Source organism: Streptomyces sp. CNQ329, from assembly GCF_000482585.1.
The window spans coordinates 122297-138863 of sequence record NZ_AXVU01000012.1; the positions used below are offsets into that span (position 1 = coordinate 122297).

Annotated in this window: 15 protein-coding genes and 1 pseudogene; all 16 read right to left on the bottom strand. The window is 73.9% G+C overall.

Features of this window, described 5'->3' with window-relative positions:
• Positions 1-34: 34 nt before the first annotated feature.
• Positions 35-1657 (bottom strand): YifB family Mg chelatase-like AAA ATPase, encoded by a 1623-nt coding sequence (locus I003_RS0110755; RefSeq protein ID WP_027771529.1) that lies wholly within the window; start codon positions 1655-1657, stop codon positions 35-37.
• A complete protein-coding gene (locus I003_RS0110760; protein ID WP_027771530.1) occupies positions 1657-2019 on the bottom strand; it encodes a YraN family protein in 363 nt (120 codons plus the stop codon). Before I003_RS0110760 ends, I003_RS0110755 begins: the two co-directional genes overlap by 1 nt.
• Before the next feature lie 118 nt (positions 2020-2137).
• On the bottom strand, positions 2138-2455 hold the full coding sequence (locus I003_RS0110765) for a DUF2469 domain-containing protein (protein ID WP_027771531.1): 318 nt from the start codon (positions 2453-2455) through the stop codon (positions 2138-2140).
• On the bottom strand, positions 2452-3207 hold the full coding sequence (gene lepB / locus I003_RS0110770) for a signal peptidase I (protein ID WP_027771532.1): 756 nt from the start codon (positions 3205-3207) through the stop codon (positions 2452-2454). The genes I003_RS0110765 and lepB (I003_RS0110770) overlap by 4 nt, the downstream gene beginning before the upstream one ends.
• Positions 3208-3469: 262 nt before the next feature.
• Entirely contained in the window at positions 3470-4579 is a 1110-nt protein-coding gene (gene lepB, locus I003_RS36845) for a signal peptidase I (RefSeq protein WP_486584176.1), read from the bottom strand.
• Positions 4518-5514: pseudogene (gene lepB / locus I003_RS36850) on the bottom strand (signal peptidase I); the annotation flags it as partial. The gene lepB (I003_RS36845) and the pseudogene lepB (I003_RS36850), both read right to left, overlap by 62 nt.
• Positions 5515-5803: 289 nt before the next feature.
• Positions 5804-6526, bottom strand: coding sequence for a signal peptidase I (lepB, locus tag I003_RS0110785; protein ID WP_027771534.1), 723 nt, complete (start codon positions 6524-6526; stop codon positions 5804-5806).
• Between the two features lie 46 nt (positions 6527-6572).
• On the bottom strand, positions 6573-6920 hold the full coding sequence (gene rplS, locus I003_RS0110790; RefSeq protein WP_027771535.1) for a 50S ribosomal protein L19: 348 nt from the start codon (positions 6918-6920) through the stop codon (positions 6573-6575).
• Between the two features lie 135 nt (positions 6921-7055).
• Positions 7056-7865 carry a tRNA (guanosine(37)-N1)-methyltransferase TrmD gene (trmD, locus tag I003_RS0110795; protein WP_027771536.1) on the bottom strand — a complete coding sequence of 270 codons (810 nt, stop codon included), beginning with the start codon at positions 7863-7865 and terminating at the stop codon, positions 7056-7058.
• Positions 7862-8431, bottom strand: coding sequence for a ribosome maturation factor RimM (rimM, locus tag I003_RS0110800; protein ID WP_027771537.1), 570 nt, complete (start codon positions 8429-8431; stop codon positions 7862-7864). The genes trmD and rimM overlap by 4 nt, the downstream gene beginning before the upstream one ends.
• A 166-nt stretch (positions 8432-8597) precedes the next feature.
• Entirely contained in the window at positions 8598-8837 is a 240-nt protein-coding gene (locus I003_RS0110805) for an RNA-binding protein (RefSeq protein WP_027771538.1), read from the bottom strand.
• Positions 8838-8839: 2 nt separating this feature from the next.
• Positions 8840-9325: a 30S ribosomal protein S16 gene (rpsP, locus tag I003_RS0110810; RefSeq protein ID WP_027771539.1), complete on the bottom strand. Its 486-nt coding sequence runs from the start codon at positions 9323-9325 to the stop codon at positions 8840-8842.
• Between the two features lie 360 nt (positions 9326-9685).
• The gene (locus I003_RS0110815; RefSeq protein WP_027771540.1) at positions 9686-10276 is read right to left on the bottom strand and encodes a hypothetical protein; all 591 of its coding nucleotides are present in this window, start codon (positions 10274-10276) and stop codon (positions 9686-9688) included.
• A gap of 241 nt (positions 10277-10517) precedes the next feature.
• A complete protein-coding gene (proS, locus tag I003_RS0110820; RefSeq protein ID WP_027771541.1) occupies positions 10518-11945 on the bottom strand; it encodes a proline--tRNA ligase in 1428 nt (475 codons plus the stop codon).
• 76 nt (positions 11946-12021) lie between these two features.
• Positions 12022-13566 carry a signal recognition particle protein gene (gene ffh, locus I003_RS0110825; RefSeq protein WP_027771542.1) on the bottom strand — a complete coding sequence of 515 codons (1545 nt, stop codon included), beginning with the start codon at positions 13564-13566 and terminating at the stop codon, positions 12022-12024.
• 101 nt (positions 13567-13667) lie between these two features.
• Positions 13668-16418 (bottom strand): [protein-PII] uridylyltransferase, encoded by a 2751-nt coding sequence (locus I003_RS0110830; RefSeq protein WP_486584177.1) that lies wholly within the window; start codon positions 16416-16418, stop codon positions 13668-13670.
• Positions 16419-16567 lie beyond the last annotated feature (149 nt).

Consider the following 16567-nt stretch of genomic DNA (forward strand, 5'->3'; position numbering starts at 1 on the left):
CTCCGCGGCTTCCACGCGGGCTTTCGGGTCGTGTTCATCCCGCGGGCTCCATCGTCGCCGGGGTACGGGCGCCTCGGGGCACCCCCGTGCGGAGTTCCAGGGCGGCCGCCACGTCCTCGGGACCCGGGCGCTCGTGCCCGGCGAGGTCGGCGACGGTCCAGGCGACGCGGAGGACGCGGTCGAGGCCGCGGGCCGTGAGCAGGCCGCGCTCCAGATCGCGTTCGGCCGGGGCGAGGACCCCGGGCGCGGGGTGCCAGCGGCGGCGCAGCTCGTGACCGGGGACCTCGCCGTTGGTGCGCCAGGCCGTGCCCGCGTAGCGGGCGGCGGCGCGGTCGCGGGCGGCCCGGACCCGGGCGGCGGCGTCGGCGGTGGGCTCGGCGTATGCACCGGCGGCCGTCAGCTCGGCGCGGCTGACGGCGTCCACGGCGACGCGGAGGTCCACGCGGTCGAGGAGCGGGCCGGTGAGCCTGCCCTGGTAGCGCCGGACGGCCATGGGGGGACATTCACAGCCGCCTTCCTGCCGGGCGAAGCGGCCGCAGGGGCAGGGGTTGGCGGCGAGGACCATGAGGAAGCGGGCGGGGAACTGCACGACGCCGGCTGATCTGGCCACCACGACGTGCCCGGATTCCAGCGGCTGTCTGAGGGCGTCGAGGATCCGGCCGCTGAATTCCGGGGCTTCGTCCAGAAAGAGCACCCCCCTGTGAGCCAGGGAGACCGCTCCCGGTCGGGGCAGGGCGTTGCCGCCGCCGATGAGGGCGGGCAGGGTCGCGGAGTGGTGCGGGGCGGCATAGGGGGCTTCGCCGACGAGGGGCTGGCCCGCGGACAGGGTGCCGGCCACCGAGTGGATGGCGGTCACTTCGAGGGCTTCGGTCTCGGTCAGGGGCGGCAGCAGCCCGGGCAGCCGTTCGGCGAGCATCGTCTTGCCGGCGCCCGGCGGTCCCCTGAAGTACAGGTGGTGGCCGCCGGCGGCGGCGACTTCGAGGGCGAAGCGGGCCCGGTGCTGCCCGGCGACGTCGGCGAGGTCGGGCCGGTAGGCTCCGGGGCCGGCGGCCGCCGGGGTGCACCAGCCGGATCCGGGGACGGCACGGCGGGCCGACGGGATCGCCGGTGCGGTGCCGGGGCCGGCGGGTTCGTCGGGGGGCGGCTCGTCGTTGAGGACGGCGATGAGCTGACGCAGGCTGCGGACGCCGAGGACGGAGACGTCGGGGACGAGGGCGGCCTCCCCCGCGGCGGCCTCGGGCACGACGACCTGGCGGCAGCCGGCGTCCGCCGCGGCGAGCACGGCGGGCAGCACGCCGGGCACGGGCCGGACGCGGCCGTCGAGGCTCAGCTCGCCGACCATGACGAGCCCGGCGAGGGCGTCCGGCGCGATGCGGCCGGCGGCGCCGAGGGTGGCGCAGGCGATGCCGAGGTCGAATCCGCTGCCGGACTTGGGGACGGCGGCGGGGCTGAGGCCGACGGTGAGCTTCTTCTGCGGCCAGTCGACGCCGGAGTTGACGACGGCGGCGCGCACACGGTCGCGGCTTTCCGTCAGACTCTTGTCGGGGAGCCCGACCAGGGTGAACGTGGCGACGCCGGGCTCCAGGTCGGCCTGGATCTCGACGACGACGCCTTCCACCCCGGCGAGGGCGACCGAGCACGTACGCGCGAAGGACATCAGGCGGCCCCCCGTACGTGCTCGACGACGGGGGCGCCGCGCTCGGGGAGCACCACGCCCACCACGTCGATCCGCACGCCGCCCGGCGGCGCGCCGCCGTGCCGCAGGACCCAGGCTTCGGCGAGCCGCCGCAGCCGGTCGGCCTTGGCCGGCGGGACACCGGCCATCGGGTGCTCCCAGCCGCCTTCCCGTCGGGTCTTGACCTCACAGACGACGAGGGCCTCGCCGTCGAGCGCGACGATGTCGATCTCGCCGTCGCGGCATCTCCAGTTCCGCGCCAGGACGGTCATTCCGGCCTCGGCGAGCCGCCGCTCCGCGATCCGCTCCCCGTACTGTCCGAGCGCCTGCCGTTGCTTCGGCATCCGGCACCACCTCCCGCGTCCGACTGTGGCGTGCCGCGGGACAAATTGTTGATCTTGGTGGATAACCGGCGAGTTGTGGACAACTCCCTCACCCGGGAGGGTGAAGGCCGGAGGGAGATCAGCCGAGGTCGTCGGAGGGCAGCTCCAGATCGGACTTGCTCAGCTCCTCGACGTTCACATCCTTGAACGTGAGCACCCGCACCTGCTTGACGAAGCGGGCCGGCCGGTACATGTCCCAGACCCAGGCATCCGCCATGGTCACCTCGAAGAACACCTCGCCCTGGACCGAGTGGACCTGCATCTCGTAGTCGTTGGTGAGGTAGAAGCGCCGCTCGGTCTCGATCACGTATTTGAACAAGCCGACGACGTCGCGGTACTCCCGGTAGAGCTTCAGCTCCATCTCGGTCTCGTACTTCTCGAGGTCCTCGGCGCTCATGGCACGTTCCCCTTCCGCCTGTGCGTGACCCCATTGTGCGTCCCCCGGGCACGACGGGCCCGGGCATAGCCGGAAACCGGCCCGTAGGCGGCGCCGCCCAGGATCAGCACCGTGCCGGCGACGACCGCGGCCACCAGCATCGGCAGCGGCCCGGGCCCGGAGATCCCGCCGGGAAGGTCCGCGAAGCCGTCCGGGCGCTCCAGCATGCCCACGCTGCCGAGCGGCCACGCCGTCGCGTCGACCCGGCCTTCGACGGCGTCGCGGGGTATGGCGCCGCCGCCCGATTCGGCCAGGTGGCTGCGGGAGTCGACGGAGTCGCCGCGGTGGTCACCGAGCAGGAAGATCATCCCGTCCGGCACGGTGGTCGACGGAAAGCCCTCCTGGGCCGCCCGCTCACCCTCCGTGACGTACGGCTCCGCCACCGGCGTACCGTCGATGGTCAGCCGCCCCCGCCCGTCGCAGCAGCCGACCGTGTCCCCGCCGACCGCGACCACCCGCTTGACCATCGGTACGTCGCCCCACGCCGCGTCCTCGAAGACCACGACGTCCCCGCGGCGCACCTCGTCGCCTTCGATCCGCTCGGCCAGCACCCGGTCGCCGGAGGCGACGGTGGGCGCCATGGAGGACGTCGGCACGGTGTACGGCACGTACGCCACGGCGCCCCAGACGAAGCCGCCGAGGAACAGCACGCACCCGACCGCGACGGCCAGGCCCGACAGGACGTTCCCCTTGCGACCGGCTCCGCTGCTCATGGCCGCACACTACCCAGCGGTCCGGCAGGCAGTCAGCCCGCCCGGTGAACCACCGTGATCAGCGACGCCCGCTCCCACCGCACACCCGGCCCGGGCCCGTAAAGCCGCAGGCCGGGAAGGTCGCGTCTGCCGCGGGAGCCACACGGCCCCGGCGATCACGTCACCCGTACGGCCCCCGCGCCCCGCGGCCCGCGCACCCGGTGCCCCGCCCGCCGGGCACCGGCCGGGCCGGCCGCACCGGCCTGTCCCGGCCCGGTCCGCCTCAGTCGTTCAGGTCCGCCCTGCGGATCAGCCGGCGCCGCCGCCACAGCACCAGGGGCACCGCCCCCGCCAGCCCCAGCGCGGCCGGCGCCGCCCCCGCGGCGGCGTTCAGCCCGGGCTGGCCGAAGGTGCCCGGGACGGGCAGCGTGCCCCAGCGGTCGATCGGCCAGGCCCGCGCGATGGCCCGCCCGACGACCAGGTCCTCGTCGACGAAGCCCTTGTCCGGCGACTTCTCGTGGTAGCGGGAGTCGAGCGAGTCCTGCCGGTGGTCGCCCATCACCCACAGCTTGCCCTCCGGCACCTTCACCGGCCCGAAGTCGTTGTCCTCGCAGGGGGTGTCACCGGGGAAGATGTACGAAGTCTCGTCCAGTGCCTTGCCGTTGACCTTCACCGGGCCGACGCCCTTGCACTCCACGGTGTCCCCGCCGACGGCGATGACGCGCTTGATGAGGTCCTGCTCCTCCGCCGAGGGCATGAGGCCGATAAAGCTCAGGCCCTTCTGGATGCCTTCGAGTACAGGCCCGGAGTCCGAGGGCGGCGCCTCGTTCAGCCAGCCGCCCGGGTCGTGGAAGACGACGACCTCGCCGCGCTCCGGCTCGGCGCCGAACCACGGCGTGAGCTTGTCCACCAGCACGCGATCGCCGACCTGCAGGGTGTCCTGCATGGAGTTGGAGGGAATGGAGAACGCCTGGACCAGGAAGGTCTTGATGATCAGCGCCAGCACCAGCGCGACCAGGATGAGGATCGGCAGCTCCTTCCAGAAGGAGCGCTGCTTCTTCCCGTTCTTCCCCTCCGTGCCGGCCGTTCCGGCGTCGTCCGCGTCCCCGTTGCTCCCGCCGCCGTCCGTACCGTCCCCGCCGCCGTCGCTCATCGCTCCCGCTTCCGTCGCCGCAGGGCCGCCGGGAGCGTCGGGCGTCGCGTCCTGCCGGACGTCGCCCTTGGCGAACGAGGGTCGGTGGGCGTCGTCCCGGGGGGTGTCCGCGGGGACTTCCGCCGCCTGCTCCGGAGGACTGCCAGGGGGGCCGGCAGCCGGCTGCTGCGCACGCCCCTGACCGGGCCGGTCTTCGGGATCCTCGTGACCGGACCGGGCGCTGACTGCCACGTCCCCCACATCCACTCCTCACCTTGCCGCCGCCTGCCCCTGGTCAGGTGCAGGCCCACCACTCCCATAACGAGCGAGAGTTCCGCAGGAGTCGGGAGGGGCTCCATTCGGCCCACTTCTTTCGAGGACACCTTATTCGCCTGCTCGTCCGGGTCCGGAACCGAGGCATAGGTGTCCGGTGAGTCGAATTTGTTCCAGTGGTCGAGCGGCCAGGCGATGGCCATCGCCCTGCCGACCACGTCGTCCTCCGAGATCGTGCCGTGGTACGGGCCGTCCAGGTGGTAGCGCGAGTCGGCGGAGTTGGAGCGGTGGTCGCCCATGACGAAGATCCGGCCGTCCGGCACGGTGATGTCGAAGGTGCGCTGCGACGGCTTGTCGCCGGGGTGCAGGTAGGGCTCCACCAGCGCCCTGCCGTTGACCGTGACCCGCCCCGAGTCGTCGCAGCAGGCCACCCGGTCGCCTCCGGTCGCGACGACCCGTTTGATCAGGTCCTGCTCGTGCTCCGAGGGCAGCAGCCCGATGAACGTCAGCACGTCCTTGGCCTGCGCGACGCCCACCGGGTCGTCGAGCCGGTCCTCCTCGCGGTTGCTCAGCCAGCCGCCGGGGTCCTTGAAGACGACGATGTCGCCGCGCTCCGGCTTCGCGCCGAACCAGGGCGTGAGCTTGTCCACGACGACCCGGTCGCCGATCTGGATCGTCTGCTCCATGGATCCGGAGGGGATGACGAACGCCTGCAGCAGGAAGGTCTTGACGCCCAGCGCTATGAGCATGGCCGCGCCGATGATGAGCGGGATCTCCTTGATCCGCGAACGGGTCCTGCGCCGCCGCGCCCGCTTGGCGGCCTTGCGGCGCTCCGCGCGTCCGCCGGTGCGCGGCGTTTCACCGTCCTGCCCGTGGGCGCCTCCCGGTCCCCGCCCGCCCCCGGGCTCGTACGGGCCGTCCTGCCCGGCGCCGGGTCCGTACGGGTCCTCCTCGCCCCCGCCGGCCGGATCGTAGGGGCCACCGGCGTGCCCGCCGCCCGGCCCGTACGGGTCTACGCCCCCGCCGCCCGGCCCGTACGGGAGACCGCCGCCTCTGCCCCCGTAGGCGTCCTCGCCCCCGTACCCGCCCGCATACCCGTATCCGCCACCGCCGCCCTGCGCGCCGCCGCTCCCGTACGGCTCCCGGCGCCCCCGCCCGCCCTCCGCGCCGGGGCGGTCGTCCCGACCGCCGCCACCCGCGTGACGGCCGTGGCTACCCCCCATATCCGGGCCGCCCCAGCGAACCGGCACGGTCCGGCGGCCATCCGCGCCAGTCCGCCCTGCCGATCACCTTGTCCACCGCGATCGTGCCGCCGCCCGGCGATCCCAGGTGGTCGCGGGAGTCGCGGGAGTCACTGCGGTGGTCGCCCATGACCCACAGCCGGCCCGGCGGCACGATGATGTCGAATTCGACCAGCGACGGGGCGTCGCCCGGATACAGGTACTCCCGCTCGTCGAGCGGCTTTCCGTTCACCGTCACCCTCCCCCGCGCGTCGCAGCAGGCCACCCGGTCGCCGCCGACACCGATGACGCGCTTGACGTAGTCGGTGCCGTCGGGCTCCGCAAGTCCGGTGGCCGCACCGGCCTTGCGGAGCAGGCCCGGCACCGGTCCCCCGCCGTCGCCGGCGGCGGCGAAGGTTCCGGAGCCGTCGAAGACGACAACGTCTCCGCGCCTCGGTTCGTCCCCGAACGCGTAAGCGAGCTTGTTGACCAATACCCGGTCGCCGGGCTGGAGAACCGGCTCCATGGAACTGCTCGGCACCAGGAACGGCTGGACGACGAAGGCGCTGACGAGCAGCCCGATGACGGTGCAGGAGGCCGCAAGCACGAGGGCCCAGCGCAGCGGACGGACGAAAGAGGAGCGCGATGCCTCCTCCTGCCCGGACTCCGGGGAGGAGGAGTCGTCGCGCTCCTCGGGCCGCAGCTCAGTGTCCATCGCAGCGAAGCCTAATATGGCGGTTCGCCCGCGTGGACCGGCCGCGTCAGCTCTCGCGCTTCTCCTTGATCTTCGCGGCCTTGCCGCGGAGGTCGCGCAGATAGTACAGCTTGGCGCGGCGGACCTGGCCGCGGGTCACGAGCTCGATCTTCTCGACGACCGGGGTGTGCACGGGGAAGGTGCGCTCGACGCCGACGCCGAAGCTGACCTTGCGGACCGTGAAGGACTCACGGATGCCGGAGCCCTGCCGGCGGATGACGACACCCTTGAACTGCTGAACACGGGAGCGGTTGCCCTCGATGACGCGCACGTGCACGTTGACCGTGTCGCCGGGCCGGAAGGGCGGGATGTCGTCGCGCAGGGAAGCCGCGTCGACGCTTTCGAGAAGGTTCATGACCGTCTGCTTTCTTCGCCGATGCCACAGGTCATCGACAAGAGTCCGAAGTGGGACAGAGGATGCTGCAGCGTCGTACGGGCGTCATGTCCCCCTGTGGCAGGGGCGCCGCGTCGGACGGCAGGCAGCAGCGGCCTATTCTTCCACGTCGCCGCCTGTACGCCAAAATCGTCCGTCGGGCCCCTCGACCCAGCCGAGTTCGGCGAGCAGCGCCCTGTCGTGCTTGTCGTACGCCCCCGGGCCGGCCCGTTCGATGAGGTCGGGGCGGACCTCGGCGGTGCGGCGCAGGGCCTGGTCACGGCGCCAGCGGGCGATACGGCCGTGGTCACCGCTGAGCAGGACGTCGGGCACGGACCGGCCGCGCCACTCCGGCGGCTTGGTGTAGACGGGGCCTTCGAGGAGGTCGGCCATGGCGCCGGGGGCGAAGGAGTCGTCCTGGTGGGAGGCGGCGTTGCCGAGGACACCCGGCAGCAGGCGGACGACGGCTTCGGCGATGACGAGGACGGGGGCCTCGCCGCCGGCGAGTACGTAGTCGCCGATGGACACCTCGTGCACGCGGTAGCGGGCGGCGTACTCCTCGATCAGACGGCGGTCGATGCCCTCGTAGCGGGCGGGGGTGAAGACCAGCCAGGGCTCCTCGGCCAGCTCCACGGCCAGTTCCTGGGTGAAGGGCCGTCCGCTGGGGGTGGGGACGACGAGCACGGGGTCGCCGGGCCCGGAGGCGGCGACGGCGTCCAGGGCCGCGCCCCACGGCTCGGGCTTCATGACCATGCCGGGGCCGCCGCCGTACGGGGTGTCGTCCACGGTGTGGTGCCGGTCGAACGCCCACTGCCGCAGGTCGTGGACGCGGACGTCGAGCACGCCGCGGTCGATGGCCTTGCCGAGCAGGGAGAGCCGCAGCGGCTCCAGATACGCGGGGAAGATCGAGACGACGTCGATCCTCACGCGGGGACCTCTCCCCCGGCTCCGCCGTCCCGGCCGCCGTCGCCGGCGCCGCCCGCGGTCACGTCCAGCAGTCCCGGCGGCGGCTCGACGACGACGCGCTGCCCGTCGAGGTCGATCTCGGGCACGATCTCGGTGACGAACGGGATCAGTGCCTCGCCGCCGTCCGGGCGGGCGACGACCAGCAGATCCTGGTACGGCAGGTGGGCCACCTCCGCGATCCGCCCCACGGGAGTGCCGTCGCGCAGGACGACGTCGAGGTCGGCGAGCTGGTGGTCGTAGAACTCCTCGGGGTCCTCCGGGGTCGCCCCGGGGTCCACGTCGGCGACGAGGAGGGTGTTGCGCAGGGCCTCGGCGGCGGTGCGGTCGCGGACGCCCTCGAAGCGCAGCAGCAGCCGGCCGCTGTGCACCCGCCCCGACGCGATGGTCAGCGGCCCGGCGCCGGCCGGCTCCGTGGTCAGCACGGCCCCGGGGGCGAGCCGCCGCTCGGGCTCGTCGGTGCGTACCTCGACGGTGACCTCGCCCTTGATCCCGTGGGCGCGGCCGATCCGCGCGACTACGAGTTGCACGGGTGCCTTCCTCTTCGTACGTCCTCGGCCGTCACCCGGTACGCGCCGCATCCTCGCGGGCGTACGGGAGGTCCCGCCGCCCGCGTACGGCGACGGGCCGGGGCGCCTGCCGGCCTCCCCGGCCCGTGCCGGTGACGACTGTTCCGTCCGTCCGCGCGACGGCGCTTCAGCGGACCTGGTCCACGTCGACGAGGTCGACGCGGATGCCCCGGCCGCCGAGCGCGCCGACGACGGTGCGCAGGGAGCGGGCGGTGCGGCCGTTGCGGCCGATGACCTTACCGAGGTCCTCGGGGTGCACCCGGACCTCCAGCACCCGCCCGCGGCGCAGGTTGCGCGAACTGACCTCGACCTCGTCGGGATTGTCGACGATGCCCTTCACCAGGTGCTCAAGGGCTTCTTCGAGCATCGTCAGTTCCCGGCGGCATCGGCCGGGGCCTCGGCGGTCTCGGCGTCGGCCTTCTTCTCGGCCTTGTCAGTCCTGCCCGACTTCTCGGCCTTGCCGCCCTTCTCGGCCTTCTTCGCCTTGGGGGTCACCGCTTCACCCTTGGGCTCGTCGGCGGCGTCCTTGGCGGCGGCCTCGAAGAGGGCGCGCTTGTCGGCCTTCGGCTCGGGGACCTTCATCGGCTCGGGCGCCGGAAGGCCCTTGAACTTCTGCCAGTCGCCGGTGACCTTGAGGATGGCGAGCACGGGCTCGGTCGGCTGCGCGCCGACACCCAGCCAGTACTGCGCACGCTCGGAGTCGACCTCGATGCGCGAGGGGTTCTGGACCGGGTGGTACAGCCCGATCTCCTCGATGGCCCGGCCGTCACGGCGGGTGCGCGAGTCGGCGACGACGATGCGGTAGTGCGGCGACCGGATCTTGCCCAGGCGCTTCAGCTTGATCTTGACTGCCACGGGAGTGGTGTCTCCTGGAGTTGACGTGATTGGGCCGGCCGAGGTGCTGCGTGGGGTTGCAGTGCCCGGGCGCCCGATGGACGCGCCAGCCGGAGGAGAGAGGGGTCCTGTGCGGCTGTCGAGTTCAGCTCACCATTGTGCCACACGGCCCCGGCGCCCCTGCCCGTGCAGCCGCATGCCTCGCACCGCCCGCCGGTGCCCGCGAGGGCGTGCCGGTCGGGCGGCTGCGTGACGTCACCCGTGGGGGGCGGCTCATGCCGCGTGAGGCGGCCGCCTCACGCGATCCGGCCGGCGGCCCGGCGGTCGGCCGGCGCCCGGACGGGATCGCGGGGTCGGGGTCTGGAGTCGGCGGGCCGGGGGTCAGGCCGCGGCGGCGGGCTCCGGGATGCGGAACGGCTTGCCGCAGCCGCCGCAGACGATCGGGGCCTGGGCCAGGACCGACGGCACGACGCGGACGTTCCGCCCGCAGTCGCACACGGCCTTCACCCGCACGCCGCCGCCCGACGACCCGTGCCGGGCCGCGGGACCGCGGAAGCTGCGCGGGCTGTCGGCGGCGGTGGCCGCGTCATGAGCCCGCAGCGCCTTGCGCAGGCGCTCACCGGCGGCGCGATAGCGCTTCTTGGCGCCCGGGGTGAGGGTGACCAGGGAGAACCCGCTGCTGGGGTGGGGCTCGTCGGGGTGGTCGAGGCCCAGCTCCTCGGCGATGGAGAGGAAACGTCTGTTGTGGTAACGGCCGGCCCGGGAGGTGTCCCTGACCCCGCGGGCTGCGGCAATGCCGTGTACGGCTTCGTGCAGGAGTCGCTCGAAGGACAGCTCCGCCCCGCAGGCGGACGAGGACTCCCCGATCAGTGATTCCGGCGCGGCGAGGTCCGGCAATTCCGGGTGGTGCCGCTGAATCTCGGCCCACGCGGCTGCCAGCTCCGCGGCAAGTACAAGTGGTGTCGTGCTCACGTCGGGACTAACGAGCGGGCCCCCCTCGGTGTTCCGATTCCCGGCATCCCAAATAATTTGCTCCTACCCGTCAGTTCACGATGATGCGGTTGGGAGGGGGCGCCTGTGCTGATCTGTGGAGATCTGCCGCTTAAATGATCAGGTCACAACAAAGCCGTACGTGACCGCTTGTGCACCGTCATGCGGCCTTCGCACCGTGCGTCCCCGCGGCGCCCCGCCGGGCGGCTCCCGCCCCGGGCGGTCAGTACGCCCGGGCGACGACGGCGAGCGTACCGGGCTCGTCGTCCCCCTCCGGGACCGACCCGTCCGGCCCGGTCAGGCAGCGCACCGACACGGCCTGCTCCGCCAGCCCTGCCTCCCCCGCGGGGCCGAGGTCCGCCCACGGGATACGGGCCCAGCCGCCGGAAGCCGCCGCGTCGGCCGCCTCCGCGACCGTACGTACGTCCGTCGTCCGCTCCTCACGCATTCGACGTGACTCGGCCAGCAACCGTTCCTGATCGTCTTCGAGAATCCCCGGAAGCATGCCGGCCCGCTCGTCGAGCAGCGCGTCGAGCGCCACCGGCTCCCTGGTCCCGGGCACCCGCCGGACGAGCGTCGCCGTACCGGCGGCCAGGTCGCGCGGCCCGATCTCGACCCGTACGGGCACGCCCTTCAGCTCCCAGTCCACGGCCCGCCGCCCGAAGGGGACGTCGACGCGGTCGTCCACCCGGACCCGCACCCCGGCGGCGGCGAGCCTGTCGCCGGCCTCGCGCACCTTGGCGAGCACGGCCTCGTCGCCCTTCACGGCCACCACGACGGCCTGCACGTGCGCGAGCCGCGGCGGGACGCGCAGCCCGTCGTCGTCGCCGTGCACCATGATCATGCCGCCGAGCATGCGGGTCGTGGAGCCCCAGGAGGTCTGCCACACGTGCTCCCGGGTGCCGTCCGCGCTCAGGTACCGCGTCCCGAACGCCTTGGCGAAGTTCTGGCCCAGCTCGTGGCTGGTGCCCATCTGCAGTGCTTTGCCATCGCGCATCATCGCTTCGAGCGTGAGGGTGTTGAGGGCGCCGGCGAACCGCTCGGCGGCGGTCTTGCGGCCCGGGAGCACGTCGATCGCCAGCACGTTCACCATGAAGTCGGCGTACACGTCGCGGTGGATACGGGCCGCGTAGTCCCGGGCCTCCTCGTACGTGGCATGGGCGGTGTGCCCCTCCTGCCACAGGAACTCCGTCGTCCGCAGGAACATGCGCGGGCGCAGCTCCCAGCGCACCACGTTGGCCCACTGGTTGATCAGCAGCGGCAGGTCGCGGTAGCTCTGCACCCACCTGGCGAAGGAGTCGTTGACGATCGTCTCGGAGGTGGGCCGGACCACGACCGGCTCCTCCAGTTCCTTGCCGCCGCCGTGGGTGACGACGGCCAGCTCGGGCGCGAAGCCCTCGACGTGCTCGGCCTCCCTGGCCAGGTAGGACTGCGGGATGAAGAGCGGGAAGTAGGCGTTCTGCGCCCCCGCCGCCTTGATCCGGTCGTCCATCTCCCGCTGCGTACGCTCCCACAGCCCGTACCCGTACGGTCGGATGACCATCGTGCCGCGCACCGGACCGTTCTCCGCCAGCTCGGCCTTGGCGATGACGTCCTGATACCAGCGCGGGAAGTCGTCCGCCTGGGGAGTGAGTACGCGTGCCTTTGCCATGGCGGAGATCGTAGGGGCTGGCCGCGGGCCGCAGTACTCGTTTACGAGGACGCCCGCGGCCCGCCCGCCGGTGCCCTCAGAGCAGCTTCTTGAACTCCTCCGGCAGCTCGAAGTCCTGCGGGGACTGATCCGCGCCGCCGCCGAACGGGCTGCCCGCGGCGGCCCGGCGGTCGGCCGCGGCCTGCTCGTCGGCCTTGCGCTTCATCGGATTGCCGCTGCGCTGGCGCCCCTTGGCCTTCTTCTGCTGCTTGCCCTTGCGCTTGCCGCCCGCCTGGCCCGGCATCCCGGGCATGCCGGGCATCCCCGGCATGCCACCGCCCTGGGCCATCCGCGACATCATCTTGCGCGCCTCGAAGAACCGCTCCACCAGGTTCTTCACCGCGCTGACCTCGACACCCGAGCCGCGCGCGATGCGGGCCCGGCGCGAGCCGTTGATGATCAGCGGATCGTGGCGCTCCCCCGGCGTCATCGACTTGATGATCGCGGCGGTACGGTCCACGTCCCGCTCGTCGAGGTTGTTGATCTGCTCCTTCATCTGGCCCATGCCGGGCATCATGCCGAGCAGCTTGGAGATGGAGCCCATCTTGCGGACCTGCTCCATCTGCGCCAGGAAGTCGTCGAGCGTGAACTCCTTCGGCCCCTTCGCCAGCTTGGCCGCCATCTTCTCGGCCTCTTGCTGGCTGAAGGTCTGCTCCGCCTTCTCGATCAGCGACAGCATGTCGCCCATGCCGAGGATGCGGGACGCCATGCGGTCCGGGTGGAACGCGTCGAAGTCGTCCAGCTTCTCGCCGTTGGAGGCGAACATGATCTGCTTGCCGGTGACCTGCGCGATCGACAGCGCGGCGCCGCCGCGGGCATCGCCGTCGAGCTTGGAGAGCACGACGCCGTCGAAGCCGACGCCGTCGCGGAACGCCTCGGCCGTGCTGACGGCGTCCTGGCCGATCATCGCGTCGACGACGAACAGGATCTCGTCGGGGCCGACCGCGTCGCGGATGTCGGCGGCCTGCTGCATCATCTCGGCGTCGACGCCGAGGCGCCCGGCGGTGTCGACGATCACGACGTCGTACTGCTTGTCGCGGGCGTGGACGAGCGAGTCCTTCGCGACCCGGACCGGGTCGCCGACGCCGTTGCCCGGCTCGGGGGCGAAGACGGCGACCGACGCGCGCTCACCGACGACCTGAAGCTGGTTGACGGCGTTGGGGCGCTGGAGGTCGGCGGCGACGAGCATGGGCGTGTGCCCCTGGCCCGCCAGCCACTTGCCGAGCTTGCCCGCCAGCGTCGTCTTGCCCGCGCCCTGCAGACCGGCGAGCATGATCACGGTGGGCGGGTTCTTGGCGAACCGGAGCCTGCGGGTCTCGCCGCCGAGGATGCCGACGAGCTCCTCGTTGACGATCTTGATGACCTGCTGGGCGGGGTTGAGCGCCTGGGAGACCTCCGCGCCGAGCGCGCGCTCCTTCACCTGCTTGATGAAGGCCCGGACGACGGGCAGCGCGACATCCGCCTCCAGCAGGGCGACGCGGATCTCCCGCGCGGTGGCGTCGATGTCGGCCTCGGACAGCCGGCCTTTCCCGCGGAGGGTCTTGAAGGTCGCTGCTAGGCGGTCGGAGAGCGTATCGAACACGGCGTTCGCGATTCCTTGGCTCGGGTGGTGAGGCGGTGGGTCGGCTCTCCAGGGTATCCGCCCGGCGGCGCGCGCGGACCGGCGGTGCGCGGAGGCCCGTATCAGACCAGCGCGGACTGGAGCCGCCGGGCCAGTTCGCCGGCCTCGCGGTCCGCGAGCGGGCGGCCGGCGGGGTCGGTGACGTAGAAGGCGTCGACGGCGTTGGCGCCGAGGGTGCTGACGTACGCGCCGCGCACCCGCACGCCGGCCGCCTCCAGCGCGCGGCCGATGCGGTGCAGCAGGCCGGGGGCGTCCTGGGCGCGGACCTCGATGACGGTGGCGAGCTGGGAGCTGCCGGGGGCGACGGTCACGCGGGGCGGCGGTGCCGGGGTGGCGCGGCGGCGGGGGCGGTACGCCTTCTCCCGTTCGGCGAGGCGGGCGGGGACGTCGAGCGTGCCGTCGAGGACGCGCAGGAGGTCGGCGCGGAGGCGGTCGGCGGCGGGGAGGGAGCCGAACTCGGCGGCGATGCGCCAGTTGAGGAGGAGGACGTGGGGTGCGTCGGCGTCGCCGGCGGCGGGCCGTCCCGCCGGGTCCGCAACCGGCGCCGGGTCCCGCGGCGGCACCGGCCCGTCGGCCACGCCCGGGGGCAGCCGCAGGGGGCGCAGCTCGGCGGTGCGTACGGTCAGCCGGTGCAGCGCCAGTACGCCGGCGAGCGCGGCCAGGGCGTCCGGCCGGTCGGGAAGGGCCACCAGCAGCTCCACACCCAGCGGCGGGGTGCCCTCCTGCTCCGTACCGCCCCCGCCCTCCGCCTCCCCGGCCGGCGGCGGTGCCTGCTCGGTTCTGGCGCGCATCGTCAGCGCCGGCGCGCGTGTCCGCCACGCCTCGACCGCGAGCCGCTCCTCCGCCGCCCCGGGCGCCCGCTCGGCCCGCTCTCCCGCCCCGCCCGCGGCCGGCTCGCCGGCCAGCGCGGCGTCGACCCGCCCCGCCAGGTCGGCGACCAGCGAGGCGCGCCAGGCGCTCCACGCCGCGGGGCCCGTGGCCAGCGCGTCGGCCTCGGTGAGCGCGTGCAGCAGCTCCAGCGTGCCGCGCCCGCCGACGGCGTCGGCCACGAGGCGTACGGTCGCGGGGTCGTCCAGGTCCCGGCGGGTGGCGGTTTCGACGAGCAGCAGGTGGTGGCGGACGAGGGCGGCCACGACGTCGACGTCGCCGGGTGGGAAGCCGATGCGCCGGGCCATGTCGCGGGCGATGGTCTCGCCGGTGACGCTGTGCCCGCCGGGACCGTCCGGCCAGCCCTTGCCGATGTCGTGCAGCAGCGCGGCGACCAGCAGCAGGTCCGGCCGGCTCACGCGGCGGGTGAACGCCGAGGCCCGCACCGCGGTCTCCACCAGGTGGCGGTCCACGGTCCAGCGGTGCACGGCGTTGCGCTGGGGCCGGCAGCGCACCCGCTCCCAGTCGGGCAGCAGCCGGGTGATGAACCCCTCGGCCTCCAGGCTCTCCCACACCGGAACCGTGGCCTCGCCGGCGCCGAGCAGCGTCACCAGTTGCTCGCGCGCCTCGTCCGGCCACGGCACGGGCAGCGGCGGCGCCTGCGCGGCCAGCAGCCGCACGGCGTGCAGCGACAGCGGCAGCCCCGCCTGCGCGGCGGCGGCAGCGGCGCGCAGCGGCAGCACGGGGTCACGGGCGGGCCGGGCCGTACGGGCGAGCACGACCTCGCCGTCCTGCTCGACGACGCCGTCGGCCAGGGGGGTGCGCTCGACGGGGCCGCGCTGGCCCGAGCCGAGGAGGCTCCGCAGCCGGGCGGCGCCGCGCCGGCCGCCGCGGGCGCGCAGCACGCGGTCGACCTCGCGCCAGGTGACGTCGGTGGCGTACGAGAGAGTCCGGGCGGCCTCGTAGACCTCGCGCAGCAGGGTGTCGGCGTCGAGCAGGCCGAGGGCGGCGGCGACCTGGTCCTGTTCCTGCAGCGCCAGGCGGTCGGTGGCGCGGCCGGTGGTCAGGTGCAGCACGTCACGGGTGTCGAGGAGCCGGGCGCGGGCGCGGTCGAGGCCCTCGCGGGGGGCGTCGGCGAGCCAGGAGGCGGCGACGGCACGCAGGGCGGTGGCGTCGCGGAGGCCGCCGCGGGCCTCCTTGAGGTCCGGCTCCAGCAGGAACTGCAGCTCCCCGTGGCGCTCGGCCCGCTCCCGGCCCAGCTCGCGCAGCTCGGGCAGGCGCCGGGCGGCGCGGTTGCGCCAGTCGGCGAAGACGGCGGTGCGCAGCGCGGAGGTGAGGGCGGAGTCGCCGGCGACGTGGCGGGCGTCGAGCAGCCCGAGGGTGACCTTGAGGTCGTCACCGGCGGTCTTGAGCGCCTCGGCGGAGGTACGCACGGAGTGGTCGAGGGCCAGGCCCATGTCCCAGACGGGATACCAGAGCCGGTCGGCGAGGGCGGCGAGGGCGGCGGGGCGGAGGGAACCGTCGTGGAGGAGGAGCAGGTCGAGATCGCTGCGGGGGGAGAGTTCCCCGCGCCCGTAGCCGCCGACGGCGACGAGGGCCACACCGCGCGTGCCGCGCGTGCCGCCTGTGCCGCGGGCAGCGCGGGTGCGGCGGGCGTCGTGGGGGGCGCCGGCTTCGCCGGTGACAGCGGTGCCGTGGCGCTCGTTGCGTTCAGGGGCGCTGCCGGGACCGTTCGCGCCGGGGGCGCCGCCGGATCCGGCACCGGGTACGTCGCCGCCGAGAGCCCCGTGGAGCAGACCGGCGAGCCACCGGTCGGTGGCCCGGGCCAGCGCGGCCCGCCGCGCCACGCCGCCCTCGGCGCCGAGCAGCCGCACGCGGGCCGCGGCGTACGCCTCCTCGGCCAGCGGGGTGTCCGGCTCGCCGGCCTCCGGTACGACGCCCGCGATCCGGACCGCCGGTGGCGCGCCGGTGGTCGCCGGGCCCCCGGGTGTGACGGCCCCGGTGGGTCGCCCGGCCGGGGGCACGCCCGGTGTCCCTGCGGCGGCCCGCGCCACGGTCGCCGACCCGGCACGCTCCCCCGGTGCTCCGGCCGCCG

Coding starts and splice junctions, on each gene's coding strand:
- I003_RS0110755 (WP_027771529.1), bottom strand. CDS start 1,657: ATGTCCTTCGCGCGTACGTGCTCGGTCGCCCTCGCCGGGGTGGAAGGC.
- I003_RS0110760 (WP_027771530.1), bottom strand. CDS start 2,019: ATGCCGAAGCAACGGCAGGCGCTCGGACAGTACGGGGAGCGGATCGCG.
- I003_RS0110765 (WP_027771531.1), bottom strand. CDS start 2,455: ATGAGCGCCGAGGACCTCGAGAAGTACGAGACCGAGATGGAGCTGAAG.
- lepB (WP_027771532.1), bottom strand. CDS start 3,207: ATGAGCAGCGGAGCCGGTCGCAAGGGGAACGTCCTGTCGGGCCTGGCC.
- lepB (WP_027771534.1), bottom strand. CDS start 6,526: ATGGACACTGAGCTGCGGCCCGAGGAGCGCGACGACTCCTCCTCCCCG.
- rplS (WP_027771535.1), bottom strand. CDS start 6,920: ATGAACCTTCTCGAAAGCGTCGACGCGGCTTCCCTGCGCGACGACATC.
- I003_RS0110805 (WP_027771538.1), bottom strand. CDS start 8,837: ATGCTCGAAGAAGCCCTTGAGCACCTGGTGAAGGGCATCGTCGACAAT.
- proS (WP_027771541.1), bottom strand. CDS start 11,945: ATGGCAAAGGCACGCGTACTCACTCCCCAGGCGGACGACTTCCCGCGC.